The organism is Arthrobacter sp. Br18, from assembly GCF_000520555.1.
Lineage (GTDB): Bacteria > Actinomycetota > Actinomycetes > Actinomycetales > Micrococcaceae > Arthrobacter_D.
In genome coordinates, this window is sequence record NZ_KI914890.1 from 1,915 (window position 1) to 23,581 (window position 21,667).

Consider the following 21,667-nt stretch of genomic DNA (forward strand, 5'->3'; position numbering starts at 1 on the left):
GCTTCGACCCTTTGAGCGCAATCTTCAGCTGCAGAACCGTATCTGGAGCTGGTCGCGGCGGCGAGACGGCTGACTCCCGTTCTCCGGGCTCCGTCAGCGGCTGTACGTCGTCGTCGGGCGCTTCCATAAGGCCCAGCTCCGCCAGGATCCGAGGGTTGTCGAAAGTATCCGCGACGCAACCGACGAGCGACTCGGGCACCCGGAAATGGGTGTCGATGGTCAGCAGCCCCAGTTCGGCGAGTGCCTCGAACCGGCCCAGCGCCAGCCTGGTCAACAGGCTTGCCATCGCCTTTTCCGCGTCCGGCGCATGATCCGCGGCGGTAAGGAAGAGTTCCACCGACGGCGGGTCCGGGGTCGCTGCAGCCATCAGGAGCGAAGTCTGCAGCCCGGCCAGCATCCTCTCCCACGGCTGTGCGGGATCGTATCTGAGCACAGCCTGCTCCAGGAAACACGAGGTGAAGACCTGGAATTCGTCCAAGCGCTCCGACGTGCTCCCCTTCAGGAAGCTCTCGGAATCTTCGAACGGCACCACTTTCGTCGATGTGAATTCGATCAGTTCGGCGGCCTGCAGAGCGCCCCACATATGGGTCAGGGCGGGCACCTCGTACATGCTCTGTACCGTCGGTGCAGAGTCGGCAGTGATTACCCGCTTGGTACTGCCCTTGACGGTCACTCCCACGCAGGCAGCCGCCGCTTCGATATCCCGCAGGCGAAGCGCACCGGTTTCGGTGACGGGCCTCCCGGCTCCGATCCATCGCAGCAATGCTGCGGCCCGCTGGATCAGTGGCAGTTCGGAGAAGACCGCGAGCGCCTGCGCTTCGGGGATCTCCGGAACCTCGATGTATCGCGGTCCGTCATCACCTTCGGCAATACCTTCAAAGAGGTCCGAAACTTCAGCGAGCTGCTCTGCTGATCCGCTCCAGCGGCCCGTTTCGGACAGGAATTCGACGTAGGCTCGGACCGCGTCGAGGATGAAGGCGGCGTTCTCCCCGTCAACCGGTTCGGTGGCAGACTCGCCGGCCGCGGCGGCGATGCCGTCCGACATCGCATGCACCAAGGAAGTGGGCTCGAAGCCCGTTACCTCCGACGCGGCCGTGGTCTCCAGATAACGGGCCAGGACGCTCTTGACCGGCACCAGACATTCCAGGGCTGCGGCGGCAGCGCCGGGTGAGCCGTCGTCGAACCACTGGACGAATGCGGGCGTAAGCGCATCCACTTGCCGTTCGGCGCGGAAAGCGCTCAGGGAAAGCGAGCCGGGCGCCGAGGAACCGCGACCGCTCTTGCCGCCGGCCCCCTTGCCTCTTCTGTTGCTGCCCTTGCTCATGGTGCACCTGCCTGCAGACGAATATGTTGTTGCTACGACGGTACTGACCCTGAGTGCCGCATTCCAGTTGCGGAACGCATCAGTGGGCTGAAGAGGTAGACAAACGTGGGCCGAGGTCATCGCGAGCTTGGGCATCACCACTGCCGCTGCCGGATTGTGCGCCGGCCGATCAACTGGTTGAGCGAGCTTTCCCGTTAGGCTGACTCCCACACGCGAAGCACTGGAGGTTGAGGTGGCCGACACGACGCTGGCCGAGGTGATGGCCGAGCTGACCGCGCTCGAGGATCCGAAGGCACGAGAGGTGAACGAGAAACACGGTGACGATCACGGTGTGAACCTCGGCAAACTGCGCGCGCTGGCGAAGCGGCTGAAGACACAGCAGGACCTCGCGCGCCAGCTCTGGGCGACGAAGGACACCGCGGCGAGGCTGCTGGCGATTCTGATCTGCCGCCCGAAGGCGTTCGAGCAGGACGAGTTGGATGTCATGCTGCGCCAGGCGCGCATCCCCAAGGTGCAGGACTGGCTCGTGAACTACGTGGTGAAGAAAAACCAGCACTCGGAAGAGCTGCGCGGCGTCTGGTTCGCCGATCCGGATGCCGTGGTTGCCAGCGCCGGCTGGGCGCTGACCACCGAACGCGTGCCGAAGAATCCGGCGGGCCTCGACCTCCCAGGACTGCTCGACGTCATCGAGGTGGAGATGAGAGACGCCCCGGATCGCCTGCAGTGGGCGATGAACCACTGCCTGGCTCAGATAGGGATCGAGCACGCCGAGCACCGCGCCCGCGCAATCGACATCGGTGAGCGCCTGGAGGTGCTCAAGGACTACCCCACTCCTCCGAACTGCACGTCTCCGTTCGCGCCCCTCTGGATCACCGAGATAGTGCGCCGACAGGACGCGCAGTAGGACGCTTCGCACGCACCCTCGTGCTGCTACGCCTCAATCGGCGGCACCGGTGCACGCAGTGGCCGCGGGCCGACGTCGGACAGCTGGCTGACCAGGGCTGCGCACTGGGGGCACCGTCAGTGCGCGGCCTTCGTCCTATGCAGGTGAGCCGCGAGGACTTCGCGGACTGTAGTCCAGGAGTGCTTGCCGTAGCGGTCATTGTCCACATGGTGGAGCTGCGCCTGACCGCTGAACATGCTTACGAAGTACTGCATGCCCTGCCATGCGGGAAACGTGGTGTCAGTGTCTCTGGACAAACGTCGCACAATTTTACTCATCGCCGACAACGAACCAGTAGTGCCGGCCCATTGCAGGTTGAACGAGGAGCCGGTCAACTGGGATATCGTCCTTGCCACGTCACGGGCCGTCACGCGGTCACCGGCAATCTCGACGACGCGTGGAGCGTTTTCGTCGAGGGCGACAAGCGCTGTGGTACGGGCGACGTCGTCCTTTGTGGTGAAGTCGAGGACCTGATCGGGTGAAGACCAGAACATCACCCGCCGGCGTTTGAAAGAGATCATCGGTGCTTGGCCGGTGAGCATATCGGCGAAGGCCCCGTTAAGGACGGAAGTGGCCTTGATAGGGGCTGCGTCGAGGTGGGCAGCGAATTCGCGGCGGAGTTCGAAGTTGCGGTTGCTGCCCAGAGCGATTCGACGGTAGTCGGATGAGAAATCGGACGGAATGAACCGCGGGACTTCCGCACCTAGGGCGGCGGCGAGCAGAGCGCGCTGCGCATCGAGGATCACCGGTCTGACACCACTGACAGCCGAGATAACCGTCTCGACGCCGTCAAGCGCCGAGGTAAGTGCTGAGCGGTCGGAATAGGCGGCCTCGACAATATCAATGCGGTCATTGTTGCCGTACTGACCGCGCGCCGTGCCGCTGCCGGGACGGGTGAGGACCCGAACCCGCGTGTCATGGCTGAGGAGTTCGCGGACGATACGGCCGCCGAGATCTCCTGTGGCGCCGGCGACGAGGATGGACGTGGTCATGGGCGTAGGTCTCGATTTCTGTTGGTGTCGCCAGGGCAGAGGTTCAAGAATCAGTGCGGCATGGCCGCCGAATATTCCCTTCGGCACGCACGCACTGCCTTCAGCACCATCAAGTGGTGGCACCGGCACTGGCACCAGGTCCCTGGAAGCACGATAGACGCGGAACTCCTACTGCTTCTCCCATTTGCCGCAGCCGGCGGACCTGGAGTCCTGCCCGCCGGGAAGGTCGTTGTCGATGATGTTGCTGCCGTTGCTGCCGGTCGCGTAGATCCCCAGTAGCAGGAGGATCCGACGTCGGCCGCGTCCGATAGGTGCCCGGCTCGATGTCCGTACCGACGGTCCAGGTGCCGTCACCAACCGTATGGGCCGCCTTGGTCGTCTGGGCGACATTGACCGCCTCCTCGCGCTTCGCGACCTGTGCCTCGGCTGTCTTGACCGCGGCGTCGGCGTTACCGACCTCGGTCTCCCGCACGGGGAGCTTCGCTTCGCGGGCCGTGATGCCGTTCCGCAGGCGTAGTCGGATTTCGTCGACTCGTAGCTGGAGAAGCTCGCACGGCTTTCCGCGGAATTGTTTGCGCAGTTCGAGAAGTCGGAACGGCTGGCGGCGATCCTGCGTGAGTAGTTGGGGAGAGTCGATGTCTAGGTTGACGATTGGTGATGTCGGCACACTGTTCGATGGGCCACCTGCAACTCCGACGCGGATGGACGACGGACCCTACTTCCTGAACATCTCCAGTTCAGCCTCGGGACGACTGGACCTAGCGGAGTCCGCTCATGTCTCCTAAACCAACCTTCTCGAAGTGGACCAGACGAGTTGAACCCATGGAGGATGACCTCCTGTTTTTGTGAGAAACACGTTGAGGTAAAGCAGCGCTTATGCTGGCAGGTATCTGAGCATGCTTGGGGAGACGCATGGGACTGATTCGCCCGAATCGTGCAGTGGTTGACCCAAAGTTCCTTCTCTACTACAGAACAGCATGCAATTCACGGGGCAACCGTCAACCGTATAGGCCTATTCGCCACGGGGCCTGGCCGGTGCTGATCCCAAATTCGGTGGAGCAATGGGCGATTGCGGAAGTGTTGGGAGCATTCGACAATTAGCCATAGCCGACAACTAGGAGGACTGCGGGCCATGTGCAGCGACGGGAGTCAACAACTACTCGTCGTGACGCTGGCCCTCCTCGCGATCGTGGACCTTTGGAGTTCAGGGAGAATGGAGCTCCTACTCATTTCCCTCTTGCGGTAGCTCCTCCAAAGCCCTGTCAGCGAGTTCGTTGGAGTACTACAGGTGACACGCTCCCACCAGCAAGCCATGCCGACCAGAACATCGATGCAATGACCGCGAACCATCCACTCGAGGATCAACAGTCGCCACAGGAGAATCGCATGGCTGCCAACCGCAATCCACTTGATGACCTACGCGAAACGCTCAGCCATCTCACAGAGCAACTCAAACTGCCGGCTTCGGAACGGGTAGATGGCCTGGTCGGTGATCTCTTCAGTGGGCGGCCAGGGCCGGCCCGGCCTCTCTCCGAGGTGCAGGCCGAGCTCGACGCACTGGTAGGGCTGGAGACGGTGAAGGAACAGGTGCGGGCCCTCGTCGCGTTGCTTCAAGTTCAGGCTCGCCGCAAGGCGCACGGCCTGTCGGAGGTAGCTACGTCACAACATCTGGTATTCCTCGGAAACCCAGGCACTGGCAAGACCACCGTGGCGCGGCTCCTAGCCGAGATGTACCGTACGGTCGGCCTGCTGCAAAAGGGTCATCTGGTGGAGGTCGACCGGTCGGGCCTGGTCGGACAGTACGTCGGCTCGACCGCCATCAAGACGGATCGGGTGATTCGGCGGGCGTTGGACGGCGTCCTGTTCATCGACGAGGCCTACTCTCTGGCCCCGGAGGATGGCCGGATGGACTTCGGCCCCGAGGCGATCGAGGTCCTACTCAAGCGGATGGAGGATCACCGCCACCGCCTGGTGGTAATCGTGGCTGGCTATCCGCGGCTGATGGAGTCGTTCCTGCTCTCGAACCCCGGCCTACGATCCCGGTTCGCACGCGAAATCACTTTCCCCGACTATTCGGTCGACGCGCTCCAGACGATTTTCAACCAGATGCTAGCCCAGCACGAGTACACGTTGGAGCTGGGTGCGGATCAAACGTTGCGCCGCATTCTCTCCGGGCTTCACGCTGGCGAAGACTCGGGCAACGCGCGTTTTGCCCGCACGCTGCTCGAGCAAGCACTCAACCGGCAGGCGCTGAGGCTGTCGCTCGACGAGGACCGGAACCTCGACTCGCTCGATCGTGACGAGGTAATGACGCTCACCACGGACGACCTCGTCGAGGCTGCGCGGGCCCTGGGCGCGGAACCGGCGCCCGAATCCGAACCCGAACCGTCACGATGGTGGCGCTGGCTGACCTGACCGAGTCAGCGACATCGGCTCTGGGAACGACATGCAGGAGAATTTATTGCCTCCGCCGCACCTACGATTCCGTATGAGGCTGCCACCTCCTGGCGGCCCTGATGCGCCTAAGCCTTGATCCACCGATTGGCGTGGGCTGATGATCTGAATCCGGGTTTTGGCGGTTTTGCGGGCTGAGGGCATGCTTGGGTGCTGGGCCTTGCTGCCCATTGGTGTTCCACTGGTGGTTCTGTTTGCGCCATGTGGCTGGGTTGACAGGGTTCAGGCATGTTGCGGCGGCGGGTAGAGAATCTCGAACAGGGCCTGCCATGGTGTTCGCCAGGGCCAGGCTTTGGGAAAGTGAAGGCGTGTTTTCCGGCGCTGGTGGCGATGCGGGCGGGACGTTGATGAGTTTGCGGCGGATCGTGTCGGTCCGTGCCTTGCCGAAGGGCCCGGCGGCAAGGAGCCCGGCGGCGCGGGCGAAGTTGTAGGCCATGACCGCGGCAACCAGCCAGGCCGAGTTCGCCGCAATAACACCCGAGGGCATATGCGCCAGTGCACTGTCCTTCAGGTCGGCATTCACCTGCTCAATAAGCGCGTGTTTGCGGTGGGTCTGGTCCGCCGCGACAGTGTCCAGAACCGCGGCGTCAACGGTGGTGAAGAACGCGTGATACCGATACGTGACGAACAAGGTGTCCTGCCCGCCGCCGGCTTTCGGGTTCAGTTCCGGGATGCGGCGCACCACCAGGCGGCCGGTGATCTGCTCATCCTTCTTACGGGAGCTGAACGCGGTGAACACGGTTTCGGCGACTTCGGCCTTCGAGACCCAGGTGTTGGTGGTCTCGTCGAAGACCGCGTCGGTGTATTCAATGGTTTGTGAAACCCGCGCATAGCCGATCACCACAGAAACCACCTTGGCAAGTGTGTTAGATACCAGATGCTCGGTGACTGCCAGGATCTCCCCGGTCATCGTGCTCAGCTCCTTGGGGTACCGAGATGCACGGCATCAGGCGTCGCGTCGGTGCAGCGTGACAGCGGCCACCGCTATAGGGACGACAGCGTAGGCGGCCATCACGATCAGGCTCGCCTGTGTGGAGAGGTAGGCACCTTGCGTCCCGGCTGCTCCGGTGGTGAGCAACGCTGAGGACGCCGGCAGCGGTAGGTAGCTGACGATGGTCTCTACCCAGTCCAGGCTGATGAAGCTGAGGGTGCCGGGCAGCAGCAGCAGGACGGTCAGGGCAACGGTCACGCTGGCAGCGGTGGATCGCAGGAGCGTGCCGATGCCGAGAGAGAACAGGGCGGCGGCGATGAGGGAGTAGAGGGTGCCGCCGAACACGCGCCAGGTGCCCGGGTCGTCCAGCGCTGGGACGAGGTCGTACTGCGAGAGCTGGGGCATGGTGACGAAGTAGGACAGGGTCGCGCTGACGAGGGTCACGGCGGCCGTCAGGACGACCAGGGTGAGGGCTTTGGCGCCAAGGACGGGGATCCGGGTAGGGACTGCCGCGAACGTGGAGCGGATCATGCCGGTGGCGTATTCCCCGGTGATGAGCAGGGCGCCCAGGACGGCGATGGTCGGCATGCCGAAGTGGAAGCCGCCTGCGATGACCTCGGCGCCATGCATCTGCTCGATGCCCGGGGCCAGGGTGGGGTCGTCGGTCATGGCGCTCAGCGACATGGCGGCGGCCAGGGCCACCAGCGTGATCACTGCGGCGGTGGAGGCCAGCGCCCACCACGTCGAGCGCAGGGACAGCAGCTTGATCCACTCCCCGCGCATGACCCCCGCGAAGGTGGGATGCACCTGCGTGGCGGCGGGCAGGTTGGCGGTGGGTGAGGTCATCGGGGGTTCGGCGGTCAGGGTGCTCATCGGTTTTGGCCCTTCTGGGCTGGGGCGCTGCGGGCGGTGGTGGGCTCGGAGCGGTATTCGACCGCGTCCTGTGTCAGGTTCATGTACGCCTCTTCGAGGCTGGCGCGGCGCGGGGACAACTCGCACAGCAGCAGCCCGTGGTGGAAGGCGACCTCGCCGACGTGCTCCGCGGTGGTCCCGCTGACCTCGAGCATCCCGGCCTCCGGAGAGGTGATGGTCACACCGTCGGTGGCCAGAGCGGCGGCGAGCTCGCCGGCGTGCGGGGAGCGCACCCGCACAGCGCCGCCGGCGACGGAGTCGATGACCTGTTGGACAGAGCCGGCGGCGATGATGCGACCGCGGCCGATCACCAGGAGCTGGTCGGCGGTCTGGGACATCTCGCTCATCAGGTGCGAGGACAGGAACACGGTTCGTCCCTCGGCGGCCAGGTCGCGCACCAGCTGGCGAACCCACTGCACGCCCTCGGGGTCGAGCCCGTTGACCGGCTCGTCGAGGATGAGCGTTCGGGGGTCACCCAGGAGTGCGGCGGCGATGCCCAGGCGTTGACTCATGCCGAGGGAGAACCCGCCGACGCGCTTGCTTGCGGCCCCGGCCAGGCCGGTCATCTCGATGACCTCGCTGACGCGGGAGGTCTTGATGTTGTGGGTGGCGGCCATCGTGCGCAGGTGCGAGCGGGCGCTGCGGCCGGGGTGCACGGCCTTGGCGTCGAGCAGGGCGCCGACCTCCCGCAGCGGGGAACGGTGCTGCCCGTAGGGCTTGCCGTTGACCGTGACGGTGCCCGACGTCGGCCGGTCCAGTCCCATGATCAAGCGCATCGTCGTGGACTTGCCGGCACCGTTCGGGCCGAGGAACCCGGTCACGGTGCCGGGCGCGATGGTGAAGCTGAGGGTGTGCACGGCGGTCTTGCCGCCGTAGCGCTTGGTGAGCTCGTGTGCCTCGATCATGACCGGGACCTTCCTGGGTGATGGTGGGACTGGCGGATCTGATCCGGCGGCTCGGCGTGCCCGTCGTGGCGGGTCGGTGAGGCGGACGACGACGTTGCCGCGCTTGGGGTCGGTGTCGACGATGCGGTGGGCCTGTGTGCGCATCCGATGACCTGACCTGCCGGTAGGGGCCTTGGAAGGCCCCTACGCGACGGGCACTGCTCTTGGGTTCACGCTTGCTGCTGGGCGCGAACGGCTTCACGGTCCGGGCTGGTCGGCGTGGTTGCCGACGGTGCGGTGCGGGGCCAGGTCCAGGCGGAGCGCAGGATGAAGACGAGAATGATCACTTCCAGTGCGACGCCAAACCCGTAGAAGTACGTCCAGGACTCGCCCACCACGTTGAATGCCGCGTAGGGGATCTGTACCGAGGCCACGATGAGGTTCGTGATGCGGTTCGCCCGGGCGGGCAGCGTCATCGACAGCACGACCATGAGGATCGGGATCGTCATGAGCGCCAGGAAGGTGGTCAACAACGTTTGACTGATGTCGAACTCAAAGACGACGCCAGCCAGGATGTCATCGACGACGCCGGGCTTGAAGAAGGCGATAATGTCCACGTAGGCATACAGGAACATGAAGCTGGTCCAGGCTGCTGCGAGCTTGGCTTGCACAGGGATCCGTTGGTCTTCCAGTGTGGTGGTGGGTTGACGTGTTCTCATCATGGGCTCCGTTGTTGTGGTGAGGATCGGTAGTTCCACGATCGCTGAGCCCGGCGGTGCGCACATCGGCCCGGAGGCTGGATTTCGCCTGCCCGATTGCATGGTCTCTCTCTCGTGCTTTCGGCTGATCCGCCGCTGCCGCGCTGGCGCTACGCTGGACAGATGGTGACGAAGGCGCTGCGCTCGTTGTGGGCTGAGCCTCGACCGGCGAACCCCCCGGGGCGGGTGTGGCGGGACGGGGCGCTCGTCGCGGTGCTCCTGGCGTGGTCGGTGGTGGAGGCGGTGCTCCGCGAGGACCTAACGTCGCGCCCGCTGGTGCTCGCCGCCGTGTTTGTGGTCCTTGCTCCCTTGTGGTGGCGCCGCACTCATCCCTTGGCGGCGGTCGCGATCTCCTTCGCCACACTGACGGCTGTCGACGTCGCGAGGATCCTCGCCGGCGACGAGACTGGTCTGCTGATGAGCATCTCGGGCGTGCTCGTCTTGGCCTACTCGCTGTTCCGGTGGGGAGCCGGCCGCGAGGCCGCGACCGGCCTGGGGATCATCCTGGTCTGGCTGGTCATCACCCACGTCGCCGACCTGACCAGCCCGGCAGACACGGTGGCTGCATACGCCTTCTTCCTGTTCGCCGCGGCCCTGGGCGCCGCGATCCGGTATCACGCGCACACGCGCACCCGCGACATCGACGAGGCCAAAGCTCGGGAGCGCGAACAACTGGCGCGTGACCTCCACGACATGGTCGCCCACCACGTCTCCGGCATCGCCATCCAGGCCCAGGCTGGACGTGCCGTTGCAACGTCGCACCCCGAGCGTGCCGCTGAGGTCCTCGCCGTCATCGAGGACTCAGCCTCGCGAACGCTGACCGAGTTGCGCACCATGGTCGGTGTCCTGCGCGCCTCCGAGGGGGCGGACTTCGCGCCACGCCCGGGCGTGGCTGACCTCGGGCGGCTCGCCGGTCAAGCCGAGGGAGGGCCACAGGTCGACGTGGAGCTGTCCGGTGAGCTCGACGATCTCAGCCCCGCGGTCGGGGCCGCGCTCTACCGCCTGACCCAGGAGTCGGTCACGAACGCGCGACGGCACGCCCGCTACGCGACGCGGGTAGCCGTGCGTGTCGTGGGTGACGCCGAGCGGGTGCAGTTGACGGTCGATGACGATGGTGCCGTCAGCACGACCGGCGGCAGCCCGTCGGGCTACGGCCTGGTCGGTATGCGGGAACGCGCCAAGCTGCTGGGTGGCACGTTCCACGCTGGCCCGAGCGCGGGCGGTGGCTGGCGGGTCGAGGCGATGCTGCCCCGAGCGGGCGCTCCCCGATGACCATCCGGGTGCTCATCGCCGACGATCAGGACATCGTGCGCACCGGCCTGACGATGCTGCTGAACGCCCAGCCCGACATCGAGGTCGTGGGCGCCGCCACCGATGGGCGACAGGCGGTGGGCCTGGCGCGTCAGCTGCAACCGGACGTCTGCCTGTTCGACATCCGCATGCCGCTGATGGACGGTATCGAAGCCACCCGCCAGCTCGCCGGACCCGAGGTCACCGACCCCCTGCCGATCGTCGTGATCACCACTTTCGACCTCGACGAGTACGTCCATGGGGCGTTGAAGGCCGGTGCCCGGGGCTTCCTGCTCAAGGACGCCGGACCTGCGCTGCTGACCCAGGCGATCCACGCTGCAGCCGATGGTGATGCTCTGATCGCTCCTAGCGTCACCGTCCGCCTACTTGCGGCGTTTGCCAGATCGCAGAAGGGATCATCCGCCCAGCCGATAGAACCGCTCACCTCCCGTGAGGAGCAAGTGCTCCTCACCGTGGCGCAGGGCCGAACCAACAGTGAAATCGCCGCCGATCTCCACATCAGTCCCAGCACCGTCAAGACCCATCTGGCCAGCCTGATGCGCAAGCTCGGCGTGCGTAATCGGGTCGAGCTCGCCATGTGGGCTCATGAGACCGGCCGCACCTGAGGTTGGAGCGGGGTGCCGTAGATGCCAGCGTCTCCGGGATCATGTTCACCGGCACCACCAGTGTGATTGAAGCCTCATGGGGCATCGGAGAACGGATCGTCGCGGGGCACATCACTCCCGATTCCTGGCACGTCAGCGACCCCGGCATCATCGAGCGCCGTCCGGGGGTCAAGACCGAGCGCTCTGACCGTTCCGGCGTGGCCTGTGCTATCTCAGGGCCCGCCCGGAGCTCGACCCTGCCGACGTCGTTCTGCCGGAGCATCTGAACCGCCGTTCCGCGCTGACATCTTGGTCGTATGAGATGAGTGAGAGCCTTTGCCCTCCATGAGCCGAAGGCCTTTCCGCGTTCTACCCCAAAACGCTTAACGGGAAGAGACAACTCCTACAAAAGGCCATAAGCCAAAGGCCAAGTCCGCCCGCAGGAACCTGGCGCGGACTCCATTTTGGGGCCTATCTCTACGACTGGTCATGCCACCACTTCCCCGCCCCAGGGACCGCCGGAGCCGGCGAATTCCTCACGTTCAGATCGGGCACCATACCGATCGACTTAATCCCATGTACGCATCTGCGCGATTCCGCGGTTTTTCTCTGCAGAGTTGGCCGAAGGTTGCAAGAATACTTGCTACTTTCAGGTCTTAGCCGTGGGGGCCGCAACTCTTCTCCTCGTCGACGTGCAGCCAGATCCTTCCGGATCCATCCGCCGAGCCGTTTTTGGCGCTGTTCGCTCGGCAGGTTTTTCCGTATGTTCCATCACCCTCGACTTTCTTAACCCGTCCCGTACGCGACCCGGTCCTCCGGCTCGCACAATGTGCACCCGCAGGAGCCTGAGCGTGATCGAGAATGGAGACGCCGTCGAAGGGAAGGGCCTACCTACTGGACCCCGCCGTCCGCGTCGGCCATTCCATGCCGGGCGTGCAGGCCGGCGCGGAAAATGGGGGTGGCACGCGTCAGGATGGTTCCCGCCGGCGACGATCCTGCAGCCGGGCGGATTTCTATCGAGAGGGACCACCATGATGGGCGCCCACCATGCTGCCTGCGGCGCCGCCGCCTGGGTTGCCGCCACCACCCAGATCGAGGTGCACGCCGGGCGGTTCCTCCCGATGCTGCCAGACTCCGTTCCCCTCGGCGTGGGGCTACTGGAGGTCAGCCCGGTCGGAGTCGTCACCGGTGCGCTCGTGACGGCGGGGGCGGCACTCCTGCCGGACGCCGATCACCACAATGCCACGATCGCCCACTCCCTGCCGCCGCTCTCCAACCTGCTGTGCGCCGGTGTCGGCGCCGTCTCCGGCGGGCACCGCCGCGGCACCCACTCGCTGCTCGGCGTCGCCGTATTCGTTGCCGTCGCCTTCGTGGCTGGGCTCTGGACGATCGAGACCGCCGAGTTCGGTACCGTCTATCCTGGCGCAGGCCTACTCACCGTGCTCCTCGCCTCCTTCGCGGCCAAGGCCCTAAAGATCATCCCGGACGGCATGCGACGATCGCCGTGGGTGGTAGGGCTGACCGCCGGGGCCTTCGTCACGGCGTTCGCGCCCGAGGAGCAGTTCTGGTTCCCGATCGCCATGGCTATCGGCGTGATCGTCCACATTCTCGGCGACATGCTCACCACCGGTGGCTGTAATCCCGTCTATCCCGTGCGGCTCCGCCGTCCGCGGGGTCTGGGGAGGTTTCCCGTGGTCGCGCAGGTGTGGCGCCCCAACGGCAACATCGCGGTGCCGCTCCTCGGGAACGCCGGGTCTCTGCGGGAGTGGTGCCTGCTGGTACCCGTCTCGCTCTACGCCCTTGGTGGGGTGGGGTGGGCCATCATGAGGATCGGCGACGGCCAGGCCGCGGCCCACCTCTCCGGGCTCGGCTAATGGCAGCACGGAAGACGCCGGAAACACCTTCGCGCTAGTGTCGGAGCAGACATTGGAGGCTGGAGGAGATTCATTGCGGCTGGCTACGTCGAAAGAACCTCCGTGAGGGGTTTACCCGTGACGACCGGCTCGATCATGAGCGCAGGTTCATGTGTCGGTTTCCTGGCGGCGTTGAAGCTCCACTCATAGACAACGGTGCGCAAAGTATTGAGGTGGCAACCGATGGACGCGGCCATCCCGAAGGGTCCGTGAAACGCGAGATGCCTTTCGGCGCGACCTCTGGTTGCGGACTCGTTGAGAAGCCGGTCGAACGCTGTGCGGTGCCGGTCGGGAGCGGTATGCACGGGCGGTCGGCCGCGCGGCATGGATTTCCGGCCGCGATTCCTTATTTGCTGGTCTTAGCCCCGCTGACTTGCGGATTACCTCCAGCCGGCGCTAGGTCGCCGGGAGGATGGCCGAAGCCAAGTCACGACTCAGTCGCGAGTACTTTTTCGAAAGTCATACAAAGTCTGCAAAAGTCGCGACTGGACGTTCGAATCACAACTGGTCTAGAAGTCCCAGTCGTCGTCCTCAGTGTTGACAGCCTTACCGATCACATACGAGGAGCCCGACCCCGAGAAGAAGTCATGGTTTTCGTCCGCATTGGGCGACAGCGCCGACAGGATCGCCGGATTCACATCAGTGACGGAAGCGGGGAACATCGCCTCGTAGCCCAAGTTCATCAGCGCCTTGTTGGCGTTGTAGTGCAGGAACTTCTTGACGTCCTCGGCCAGGCCCACGGAGTCGTACAGGTCGTGCGTGTACTGGACCTCGTTCTCGTACAGCTCGAAGAGCAACTCGAACGTGTAGTCCTTGATCTCCTGGCGGCGCTCCTCAGAAACCTTTTCCAAACCCTTCTGGAACTTGTAGCCGATGTAGTACCCGTGGACGGCCTCGTCGCGGATGATCAGGCGGATCAGGTCGGCCGTGTTCGTCAGCTTGGCCCGTGAGGACCAGTACATCGGCAGGTAGAAGCCCGAGTAGAACAGGAAGCTCTCGAGCAGGGTCGAGGCCACCTTGCGCTTCAGCGGATCGTCGCCCTGGTAGTAGTCCATGACGATCTGCGCCTTCTTCTGAAGGTTCGCATTCTCCGTGGACCAGCGGAACGCCTCGTCGATCTCCTTGGTGGAGGCCAGCGTGGAAAAGATGGAGGAGTAGCTCTTGGCGTGCACCGACTCCATGAAGGCGATGTTGGTGTAGACAGCCTCTTCGTGCGGGGTGAGCGCATCCGGGATCAGGCTGACGGCGCCGACGGTGCCCTGAATGGTGTCCAACAGGGTCAGGCCCGTGAAGACGCGCATGGTGAGCTGCTGTTCGTCCGGTGTGAGCGTGGCCCACGACTGGACGTCGTTGGACAGCGGCACCTTCTCGGGAAGCCAAAAGTTGTTGACCAGGCGGTTCCAGACGTCCACGTCCTTTTCATCCTGGATGCGGTTCCAATTGATCGCCTCAACATGGGTGAGGAGCTTTACTTTTTCGGTCATGACTTTGGTTCACTTTCTGGAGACAGTCTGGCTTGTGCCGCTGCATCGTCGACACAGTGCTGGCAAGTGGGTTTAGCTACGCCCTTGTTCGTATGGTGGCGCGTATGGGCACTGCGCTGGCTGGATGGCATCGGCCGCCCAATTCGGACCGCGGACATTTTCGCTCGGGTCCCGGCGCTCGCTTTCTTTCCGAAGTTGGGGTTGCCTGCACCCCTCTTTACTTCAGAAAGCGCCCTGCGGGCTTCCTCGTTCAATAAGTGTCCATAGCTGGGATGCTCGGGACCGAACTTACCAAAGTTCGGATTCTGCGGGCCCAAGATTGTTCCTTTTCGCTCCTGAGACCACTTTTGTCGCTGCTCTGCGCTGTGGTGCTTGCCATAGAAAGACGCTCCGGGTCCGGACTGCCGGACAACTTTCCGGCCTGTAGAACGGATGCGGGCGGCTTCCCGCATCTCCTTCGTCCACACAACCCCGGTCGGCCCGAGGCCACCTTCCGACAAGTTCAACAGCCGGTCGCCCTGGCGCCGCAGGTAGCTGATCCAGTCGATCTCGGCCTGCCCCAATTCAGGCAACCCTTCAATCCAGTCCAGCTCATCTATGGCAACGTCGGAGCGGTCGTGCTTGCGAAGCCAATCATAGAAGGGCGTCTTGCGCCCCTCTGCCGCGACCCGGAAGTGCTGATGGAAACGACGACTGGCCGTCTTGGTCGTGATACCGATGTACCGGTACTTACCATCCCGCCTGAGCCGGACACCATAAACCAAGCCACCCATCGCCTTCGTCGTCGTTTCCATCACGTAATCCTCTCGACTAAATCAGCCTATATCGACTGAATTACAGCGCACACGAGACGCAGCCCTCCACCTCAGTCCCTTCCAGCGCGAGCTGGCGGAGACGGATGTAGTAGATGGTCTTGATGCCCTTGCGCCACGCGTAGATCTGGGCCTTGTTGATGTCGCGCGTGGTGGCGGTGTCCTTGAAGAACAGCGTCAGGGACAGGCCCTGGTCCACGTGCTGCGTCGCCGCAGCGTACGTGTCGATGACTTTCTCGTAGCCGATTTCGTACGCATCCTGGTAGTACTCCAGGTTGTCGTTGGTCAGGTAGGGAGCGGGGTAGTACACGCGCCCCAGCTTGCCTTCCTTGCGGATCTCGATCTTCGAAGCCACCGGATGGATCGAGGAGGTGGAGTTGTTGATGTAGCTGATCGAACCGGTCGGCGGCACGGCCTGCAGATTCTGGTTGTAGATGCCGTGCTCCATGATCGACACCTTGAGCGCGAGCCAGTCCGCCTGCGTGGGGATGCTGACATCAGCGAAGAGTTCACGGACCCGCTCGGTGGCCGGCTCCCACACCCGGTCGGTGTACTTGTCGAAGAACTCGCCGCTGGCATACTGCGACTTCTCGAAGCCGGCGAACGTGCTGCCGGTCTCGATGGCCATCAGGTTCGACGCCCGTAGGCAGTGGTACACCACGGAGTAGAAGTAGATGTTGGTGAAGTCCAAGCCCTCGTCGGAGCCGTAGTGGACCCGCTCCCGTGCCAGGTAGCCGTGCAGGTTCATCTGGCCCAGGCCGATGGCGTGCGACTGGTCGTTGCCCTTGGCGATCGAGGGCACCGAGGTGATGTTGCTCATGTCGGACACTGCCGACAGCGCGCGGATGGAGGTCTCGATGGTGAGGCCGAAGTCGGGTGAGTCCATGGTCTTGGCGATGTTCAGCGAGCCCAGGTTACAGGAGATGTCCTTACCGGTCTCGGCGTAGGACAGGTCATCGTTGTACGTGGTGGGCTGCGAGACCTGGAGGATCTCGGAGCATAGGTTGGACATGATGATCTTGCCGTCGATCGGGTTGGCCCGGTTCACGGTGTCCTCGAACATGATGTACGGGTAGCCGGATTCGAACTGGATCTCCGCAAGGGTCTGGAAGAACTCGCGGGCCTTGATCTTGGTCTTCTTGATCCGGGAATCGTCCACCATCTCGTAGTACTTCTCGGTGACCGAGATGTCGGAGAACGGCATGCCGTACACCTTCTCGACGTCGAACGGCGAGAACAGGTACATGTCCTCGTCGCGCTTGGCGAGCTCGAAGGTGATGTCGGGAACGACGACGCCGAGGGACAGGGTCTTGATCCGGACCTTCTCGTCGGCGTTCTCGCGCTTGGTGTCGAGGAACCGGTTGATGTCCGGGTGGTGGGCGTGCAGGTACACCGCACCGGCACCCTGGCGGGCACCGAGCTGGTTGGCGTAGGAGAAGCTGTCCTCGAGGAGCTTCATCACAGGGATGACTCCGGAGGACTGGTTCTCGATCTGCTTGATCGGAGCACCGACCTCGCGGATGTTGGTGAGGGCGAAGGCCACGCCGCCGCCGCGCTTGGACAGCTGGAGCGCGGAGTTGATGGAGCGCCCGATGGACTCCATGTTGTCCTCGATGCGCAGCAGGAAGCAGGACACCAGTTCCCCGCGCTGGCGCTTGCCGGCGTTGAGGAAGGTGGGGGTGGCGGGCTGGAACCGGCCCTCGATGATCTCGTCGACCATCTGGGTGGCGAGCTGCTCGTTGCCGCGGGCCAGGTGCAGGGCGACCATGCAGACGCGGTCCTCGTAGCGCTCGAGGTAGCGCTTCCCGTCGAACGTCTTCAGGGTGTAGGAGGTGTAGAACTTGAACGCGCCGAGGAACGTCTCGAAACGGAACTTGCGCTTGTAGGCGCGGTTGTACAGGTCGCGGATGAAGTTCATCGTGTACTGGTCGAGGGTCTCGCGCTCGTAGTACTCGTGCTTCACGAGGTAGTCGAGCTTCTCCTCGAGGTCGTGGAAGAACACGGTGTTGTTGTTGACGTGCTGCAGGAAGTACTGCTGGGCGGCTTCCTTGTCGGCGTCGAACTGGATCTCTCCGTTGGGGCCGTACAGGTTGAGCATCGCGTTGAGCTCGTGGTAGCCCATTTCCGGGTAGCGGTCAGCGGACGTCGGGGAGGCTCCCGCCGTCTCCGTCTCTGCAACACTCATGTCCAAAACTCTTCCAATCCTTGATTTACGCGGTCAACGTCCTCGGACGTTCCCATGACTTCGAACCTGTAGAGAACAGGAACGTTGCACTTGGCGGCGACGATGTCCGCCGCCAGGCAGTAGGTTTCACCGAAATTCGTGTTGCCTGCACCGATCACTCCCCGAAGGAGCGCACGGTTTCCTGCTTCGTTCAAAAATTTGATGACCTGCCGGGGCACTGCTCCCTTGCCGGTGATCCCGCCATAGGTCGGGAACACCAGCACGTAGGGTCGAATCGCCGTCAGGGTGGGGTCGCTGGTCAGCAGCGGCAGCCGGGCCGCCGTCGTCGTAAGCTTTCCCACGAACCGGTGGGTATTGTCCGATACCGATGAGAAGTAGATCAGCGGAGCATCGGTGACCCCGCCCGGAGCGGCCGGCTCTCGGGTTGCTGACTTACCGGTGGTGGTGGTCATTCGAAGGGCGATGTGCCCGATACCTGAACCAAATCAGGCGACGGAGCTGATGGCTGAATGAGCCAGCTCGTTGATCTTGTCAGGCCGGAAACCGGACCAGTGATCCTTGTCCGTGACCACGACCGGCGCCTGCAGGTAACCCATCGAGCGAACGCGCTCCAGCGCGGCCGGATCCTCTGAAATATCCACGCTCTGGTAGGTGATGCCCTTCCGATCCAGAGCCCGGTAGGTGGCGTTGCACTGTACGCATGCTGGCTTGGTGTAAACCGTGACGGTCATGTCCCTCTTCCCCTTCTCATCCTGCTGAAATGCTGTGTCTTCCGGGTGTATGTGAGGCTTTCCAGGAAAGGAGAGATTCCGAGGAATTTCCGGTCTTTCGGCCCTGCCCTGCCAGCGAGTTATTCAATACCTAGATACTACATCTAGTACGCCATACGGCCACCGACCCCTAGATGATGTATTACAAGTATGTCATTCCGGAGCTGGGTAGTCCACACGAAATCCACAGGCGGAGCCTCCGGAAAGCCCGGAAACCGGCCCTTTTCGGGAGCGTGTCCACACCCTGTGCAGTACTTACGCACAGGGGAAAAAACTTTGGGATTGACATTCTTCGGCGTGTCGCGGACCCTCCGAAACCGGGTGCGCAACCCCCGGCATCCCCGCGGGTATGCTCGAGAAAACCCCGCCCGGTCCGACGCCGGTTCAGCGCGGCGAGAAGGGAGCGTTCGTGGTCAATCCGGTTCACCTGCGCACCCTTCTGGAGGTCATCCGGCACGGCTCCTTCGCCGGGGCCGCCACCACCCTCGGCTACACGGCCTCCGCCGTGTCGCAGCAGATGTCGGCGTTGGAAAAGGACACCGGAACCACCCTTTTCGCGCGAAGCGCCCGGAGCGCCGTCCCGACCGAGACCGCTGTCGTGATGTCGCGCCACGCGGCCAAGGTGCTCACCGACATCGACGCGCTGCTGGCGTCCTCGGCACGGGCCGACGGCGGCTCCGCCGAAGAGCTTCGGCTGGGTATCTTCCCGAGCCTTGCCACCTTCGCGCTCCCCCGCCTGCTCGGCACCGAGCAGTGGCGGAAGCTCGGTATTCGCCTCAAGGTCCATGTCGCCGAACCGGCGCAGACCATCCAGGGGCTCCGCGCCGGCGGCGAGCTCGACCTGGCGCTGGTCTACCAGGTGGGCCAGGCCGGCCTGGCCTGGCCGTCCTCCGTCAGCCGGCAATGGATCGGGGACGACAACTTCCGCGTGATCCTTCCGGCCTCGTGGGGCATCCGGCCAGGGTCGACGGTCAGCGCCGACCAGCTCACCGACATGCCGTGGATCCTCCACCACCCCGGCACCGCCGACGCCACCGTGATCGAACGCCTCTTCGCCAGTTGCAACCTGCACCCGCGCGTCATCGCCTACTGCGACGACTTCAACGCCAGCCTCGAAATGACGGCGGCCGGCCTCGGCGCGGCGCTCGTCCCCGAGCTCGCCATGCTCCACCGGCCCGACGGTGTCGTGGCCCTCGACGTTCCCGAGATCCGCCTCGCACGGAGCATCTTCGCCCTGCAGACCGGAGATCGACAGAACATCCGGGTGCGGCTCTTCATGGACCAGCTCGCGGAGATCCTCAAGGGCCAGCGGATCGCCCCGAAGCACACGGTGTAACCTTCTGCCCCTGCGGCGGCCACCAAAAATCCGTTGAGCCCGCTACCGCGCCTCGATAGCCTCTAAGCAGGCATGCCACCCCCTGCATGCACTCCGGACTACTGCTGCCGAGGAGCACCCCATGCGCATCAAGAACGCCGTCGTCGTCATTACCGGTTCGGCCAGCGGAATCGGGCGGGCGACTGCACTGCACTTCGCCCGCAGGAAAGCCTGCCTTGTCCTCGCATCGCGGCGTGGGGAGGCGCTCGAGTCCCTGGTGGCCGAATGCGAATCGCTCGGTGCCCGCGCCATCGCTGTTCCCACGGATGTGACAGCCGCCGATGCCGTCCAGGCACTGGCCAACCGCGCCGTCGCACATTTCGGCCGATTGGACGTCTGGGTCAACAATGCTGCCGTGTCCTATTTCTCCCCCTTTCTCAAGGTTCCGCTCGAGGATTTCCGCCGGGTGATGGACGTCAACGTGATGGGCTACGTCTACGGCGCGCGTGCGGCCCTCGAGCGCATGGAGCAGCAACGTTCGGGAGTGCTCATCAATGTCGCCTCGATCGTCGGCGAGGTCCCGCAGCCCTACACCACCGCCTACTCCATGTCGAAGGCAGCGATCCGGGCCCTGGGCGTCAGCCTGCGCTCCGAACTACACCTCGGGAAGCGGAAGAGGATCCACGTCTGCACCGTGCTGCCCGCCACGATCGATACGCCGTTCTTCGACCACGCGGCCAACTACACCGGACGCCGTGCCGTCGCCATGCCCCCCCGTCTACAGTCCGGACCGGGTCGCCGAGGCTATCTGCGTCCTTGTGGAGAAGCCCCGCCGCGAGGTGGTCGTGGGGCGGATCGGACGTTCGATGGTGCGCCAGCACCGGCTGATGCCGGGACGGATCGAAACCATGATGGCCGTGCAGGTGGAGAACACGCACCTCTCCAAGAAGGAGGCCGCCTCGGATTCGACCGGAAATTTGTACACACCCTCCCCCGATCCGGACAACGCCACCGTCATAGGAGGCTGGGGCGGCAAGCGGCGCACCGCACAGCGCGCCGTCACCGGGGCCGCGCTCCTCGGCATCGGGAGCGCGGCGCTGCTCCCACCCGGACGACAAGTCCTCAGCGACCTGTGGTGCCGGGCTCGCTCATAGGCACCGGCTCGCTCGTGGGCACCGGGGAGCAGGCATCGCATCGGGAAGGCCTGCGCGCGGATTTTACAGGAGGCGAGCTGGGCGGATTGCCGAGCCACAGCTCCCGGGGGTCGGTGAACATTGTCCCGTACCCAAGATCCCGAGTGATGCCCATCCCTGGCAAGTCCATGAGTCGGTCTTCAATGGGACAATCCCGGGGTTTCGGAATCGGTTTTTGCGCTGGCCAATGGATATATCGGTGTTCGAGGCACCTTGGATGAAGGGCAGCCGTGCCTGTCCTCGGGCACCTTCATGGCCGGGGTATACGAGTACCACCCGCTGTCCTACCCCGAGGAAAGCTACGGGCATCCCGAGCACGGCCAGGCAATCATCGGTGTCGCCGACGGCACCGCTATCCGTGTGCAGGTCGACGGCGTGCCTCTCGACATCCGCGAGACGCCGCCCGAACATCACAAGCGCACCCTGGATCTACGTTCCGGTACGCTGCGCCGGGAAACACAGTGGGTCACCCCGGCAGGGCAGCGGATGCGGCTGGTATCCACCCGTCCGGTGTCGCTGACCCAGCGTTCGGTCACTGCGATCCGCTACGAAATCGAAGCGGTTGACCACGCCGTTCAGGTTGTGATCCGTTCCGAACTGGTCGTCAACGGCACGCCCGTGCAGGTGGACAACGCCGATCCGCGGGTCGGCCAGGCGCTGGAACAGCCGTTTCGGTCCTGGTTCGGCCGGGGCCATGAGACCGGTGGGCTACTGGTGCACTCCACGCGCGGCAGCCAGATCGGGGTGGCAGCCGCGGTGGACCACGACGTGCAGCTCCCCGACGGCGGCCAGATCTCCACCGACTCCAGCGATGACCAGGTGGTCACCACGGTGGTGGCCGATCTGGAGCCCGGGGAGAAGGCGGGCTTCACCAAATACCTGTGCCACGTGAGATCGGCGGG

General features: G+C 64.2%; 20 protein-coding genes and 3 pseudogenes. 10 read left to right on the top strand and 13 right to left on the bottom strand.

What is annotated here, in order from left to right; translation table 11 throughout:
- On the bottom strand, positions 1 to 1,324 hold a 1,324-nt coding region (locus Y704_RS21795; protein ID WP_035773019.1), incomplete at its 3' end, for a hypothetical protein.
- Positions 1,325 to 1,556: 232 nt separating this feature from the next.
- On the opposite strand from Y704_RS21795, the gene Y704_RS0115205 reads away from it, so the two are divergent.
- Positions 1,557 to 2,228: a DNA alkylation repair protein gene (locus Y704_RS0115205; RefSeq protein ID WP_026550752.1), complete on the top strand. Its 672-nt coding sequence runs from the start codon at positions 1,557 to 1,559 to the stop codon at positions 2,226 to 2,228.
- Between the two features lie 116 nt (positions 2,229 to 2,344).
- Here the strand turns inward: Y704_RS0115205 and Y704_RS0115210 are convergent, their stop codons facing one another.
- Together Y704_RS0115210 and Y704_RS23615 are read right to left on the bottom strand one after the other, a co-directional pair.
- Positions 2,345 to 3,259 (bottom strand): NmrA family NAD(P)-binding protein, encoded by a 915-nt coding sequence (locus tag Y704_RS0115210; protein ID WP_035773021.1) that lies wholly within the window; start codon positions 3,257 to 3,259, stop codon positions 2,345 to 2,347.
- Between the two features lie 109 nt (positions 3,260 to 3,368).
- Complete coding sequence (locus tag Y704_RS23615) at positions 3,369 to 3,926, bottom strand: hypothetical protein (RefSeq protein WP_216698992.1); 558 nt, start codon at positions 3,924 to 3,926, stop codon at positions 3,369 to 3,371.
- A 719-nt stretch (positions 3,927 to 4,645) separates the two neighbouring features.
- Between Y704_RS23615 and Y704_RS0115230 the strand changes: the two genes are divergently transcribed.
- Positions 4,646 to 5,674 (top strand): AAA family ATPase, encoded by a 1,029-nt coding sequence (locus tag Y704_RS0115230; RefSeq protein ID WP_026550755.1) that lies wholly within the window; start codon positions 4,646 to 4,648, stop codon positions 5,672 to 5,674.
- A 261-nt stretch (positions 5,675 to 5,935) separates the two neighbouring features.
- Here Y704_RS0115230 and Y704_RS22930 read toward each other — a convergent pair.
- From Y704_RS22930 to Y704_RS0115250, 4 genes and pseudogenes are all read right to left on the bottom strand, one after another.
- Positions 5,936 to 6,527 (bottom strand): annotated as a pseudogene (locus Y704_RS22930) (IS1380 family transposase); the annotation flags it as partial.
- A gap of 132 nt (positions 6,528 to 6,659) precedes the next feature.
- A complete protein-coding gene (locus tag Y704_RS0115240) occupies positions 6,660 to 7,517 on the bottom strand; it encodes an ABC transporter permease subunit (protein WP_026550756.1) in 858 nt (285 codons plus the stop codon).
- The gene (locus Y704_RS0115245; RefSeq protein ID WP_026550757.1) at positions 7,514 to 8,461 is read right to left on the bottom strand and encodes an ABC transporter ATP-binding protein; all 948 of its coding nucleotides are present in this window, start codon (positions 8,459 to 8,461) and stop codon (positions 7,514 to 7,516) included. Before Y704_RS0115245 ends, Y704_RS0115240 begins: the two co-directional genes overlap by 4 nt.
- A gap of 209 nt (positions 8,462 to 8,670) precedes the next feature.
- Positions 8,671 to 9,111 carry a DUF6326 family protein gene (locus Y704_RS0115250; RefSeq protein WP_343212850.1) on the bottom strand — a complete coding sequence of 147 codons (441 nt, stop codon included), beginning with the start codon at positions 9,109 to 9,111 and terminating at the stop codon, positions 8,671 to 8,673.
- A gap of 162 nt (positions 9,112 to 9,273) precedes the next feature.
- On the opposite strand from Y704_RS0115250, the gene Y704_RS0115255 reads away from it, so the two are divergent.
- The 4 genes from Y704_RS0115255 to Y704_RS0115270 all read left to right on the top strand — a co-directional run bounded on the left by Y704_RS0115255 (position 9,274) and on the right by Y704_RS0115270 (position 12,967).
- Positions 9,274 to 10,470, top strand: coding sequence for a sensor histidine kinase (locus Y704_RS0115255; RefSeq protein ID WP_216698993.1), 1,197 nt, complete (start codon positions 9,274 to 9,276; stop codon positions 10,468 to 10,470).
- Complete coding sequence (locus tag Y704_RS0115260; RefSeq protein ID WP_026550760.1) at positions 10,467 to 11,114, top strand: response regulator; 648 nt, start codon at positions 10,467 to 10,469, stop codon at positions 11,112 to 11,114. The genes Y704_RS0115255 and Y704_RS0115260 overlap by 4 nt, the downstream gene beginning before the upstream one ends.
- A gap of 2 nt (positions 11,115 to 11,116) precedes the next feature.
- A complete protein-coding gene (locus Y704_RS0115265) occupies positions 11,117 to 11,380 on the top strand; it encodes a PEP/pyruvate-binding domain-containing protein (RefSeq protein ID WP_275451074.1) in 264 nt (87 codons plus the stop codon).
- Between the two features lie 744 nt (positions 11,381 to 12,124).
- A complete protein-coding gene (locus Y704_RS0115270) occupies positions 12,125 to 12,967 on the top strand; it encodes a metal-dependent hydrolase (protein WP_026550762.1) in 843 nt (280 codons plus the stop codon).
- Between the two features lie 83 nt (positions 12,968 to 13,050).
- Here Y704_RS0115270 and Y704_RS25680 read toward each other — a convergent pair whose 3' ends face one another.
- From Y704_RS25680 to nrdH, 6 genes are all read right to left on the bottom strand, one after another.
- Positions 13,051 to 13,203 (bottom strand): hypothetical protein, encoded by a 153-nt coding sequence (locus Y704_RS25680; RefSeq protein ID WP_155850391.1) that lies wholly within the window; start codon positions 13,201 to 13,203, stop codon positions 13,051 to 13,053.
- Positions 13,204 to 13,515: 312 nt separating this feature from the next.
- Positions 13,516 to 14,490 (bottom strand): class 1b ribonucleoside-diphosphate reductase subunit beta, encoded by a 975-nt coding sequence (gene nrdF, locus Y704_RS0115280; protein ID WP_026550764.1) that lies wholly within the window; start codon positions 14,488 to 14,490, stop codon positions 13,516 to 13,518.
- Positions 14,487 to 15,284, bottom strand: coding sequence for an NUMOD3 domain-containing DNA-binding protein (locus Y704_RS0115285; protein ID WP_026550765.1), 798 nt, complete (start codon positions 15,282 to 15,284; stop codon positions 14,487 to 14,489). The genes nrdF and Y704_RS0115285 overlap by 4 nt, the downstream gene beginning before the upstream one ends.
- A gap of 40 nt (positions 15,285 to 15,324) precedes the next feature.
- Positions 15,325 to 17,424: a class 1b ribonucleoside-diphosphate reductase subunit alpha gene (gene nrdE, locus Y704_RS0115290; protein ID WP_035773075.1), complete on the bottom strand. Its 2,100-nt coding sequence runs from the start codon at positions 17,422 to 17,424 to the stop codon at positions 15,325 to 15,327.
- A gap of 59 nt (positions 17,425 to 17,483) precedes the next feature.
- Entirely contained in the window at positions 17,484 to 17,939 is a 456-nt protein-coding gene (gene nrdI, locus Y704_RS0115295; protein ID WP_051477195.1) for a class Ib ribonucleoside-diphosphate reductase assembly flavoprotein NrdI, read from the bottom strand.
- Positions 17,940 to 17,972: 33 nt separating this feature from the next.
- Entirely contained in the window at positions 17,973 to 18,218 is a 246-nt protein-coding gene (nrdH, locus tag Y704_RS0115300; protein ID WP_026550768.1) for a glutaredoxin-like protein NrdH, read from the bottom strand.
- Between the two features lie 448 nt (positions 18,219 to 18,666).
- Between nrdH and Y704_RS0115305 the strand changes: the two genes are divergently transcribed.
- From Y704_RS0115305 to Y704_RS21815, 4 genes and pseudogenes are all read left to right on the top strand, one after another.
- Entirely contained in the window at positions 18,667 to 19,593 is a 927-nt protein-coding gene (locus tag Y704_RS0115305; RefSeq protein ID WP_026550769.1) for a LysR family transcriptional regulator, read from the top strand.
- A gap of 121 nt (positions 19,594 to 19,714) precedes the next feature.
- Positions 19,715 to 20,254: pseudogene (locus Y704_RS25375) on the top strand (SDR family NAD(P)-dependent oxidoreductase); the annotation flags it as partial.
- A 136-nt stretch (positions 20,255 to 20,390) separates the two neighbouring features.
- Positions 20,391 to 20,726: a hypothetical protein gene (locus Y704_RS25380; RefSeq protein ID WP_026550770.1), complete on the top strand. Its 336-nt coding sequence runs from the start codon at positions 20,391 to 20,393 to the stop codon at positions 20,724 to 20,726.
- 234 nt (positions 20,727 to 20,960) lie between these two features.
- Positions 20,961 to 21,667: pseudogene (locus tag Y704_RS21815) on the top strand (family 65 glycosyl hydrolase); the annotation flags it as partial.

What these genes read in the sequence shown, in the direction of transcription:
- Y704_RS0115210 (WP_035773021.1), bottom strand. Translation starts at nt 3,259, where the DNA reads ATGACCACGTCCATCCTCGTCGCCGGCGCCACAGGAGATCTCGGCGGC.
- Y704_RS0115230 (WP_026550755.1), top strand. Translation starts at nt 4,646, where the DNA reads ATGGCTGCCAACCGCAATCCACTTGATGACCTACGCGAAACGCTCAGC.
- Y704_RS0115240 (WP_026550756.1), bottom strand. Translation starts at nt 7,517, where the DNA reads ATGAGCACCCTGACCGCCGAACCCCCGATGACCTCACCCACCGCCAAC.
- Y704_RS0115245 (WP_026550757.1), bottom strand. Translation starts at nt 8,461, where the DNA reads ATGATCGAGGCACACGAGCTCACCAAGCGCTACGGCGGCAAGACCGCC.
- Y704_RS0115260 (WP_026550760.1), top strand. Translation starts at nt 10,467, where the DNA reads ATGACCATCCGGGTGCTCATCGCCGACGATCAGGACATCGTGCGCACC.
- Y704_RS0115270 (WP_026550762.1), top strand. Translation starts at nt 12,125, where the DNA reads ATGATGGGCGCCCACCATGCTGCCTGCGGCGCCGCCGCCTGGGTTGCC.
- Y704_RS25680 (WP_155850391.1), bottom strand. Translation starts at nt 13,203, where the DNA reads ATGGCCGCGTCCATCGGTTGCCACCTCAATACTTTGCGCACCGTTGTC.
- nrdF (WP_026550764.1), bottom strand. Translation starts at nt 14,490, where the DNA reads ATGACCGAAAAAGTAAAGCTCCTCACCCATGTTGAGGCGATCAATTGG.
- Y704_RS0115285 (WP_026550765.1), bottom strand. Translation starts at nt 15,284, where the DNA reads ATGGAAACGACGACGAAGGCGATGGGTGGCTTGGTTTATGGTGTCCGG.
- nrdE (WP_035773075.1), bottom strand. Translation starts at nt 17,424, where the DNA reads ATGGGCTACCACGAGCTCAACGCGATGCTCAACCTGTACGGCCCCAAC.
- nrdI (WP_051477195.1), bottom strand. Translation starts at nt 17,939, where the DNA reads ATGACCACCACCACCGGTAAGTCAGCAACCCGAGAGCCGGCCGCTCCG.
- nrdH (WP_026550768.1), bottom strand. Translation starts at nt 18,218, where the DNA reads ATGACCGTCACGGTTTACACCAAGCCAGCATGCGTACAGTGCAACGCC.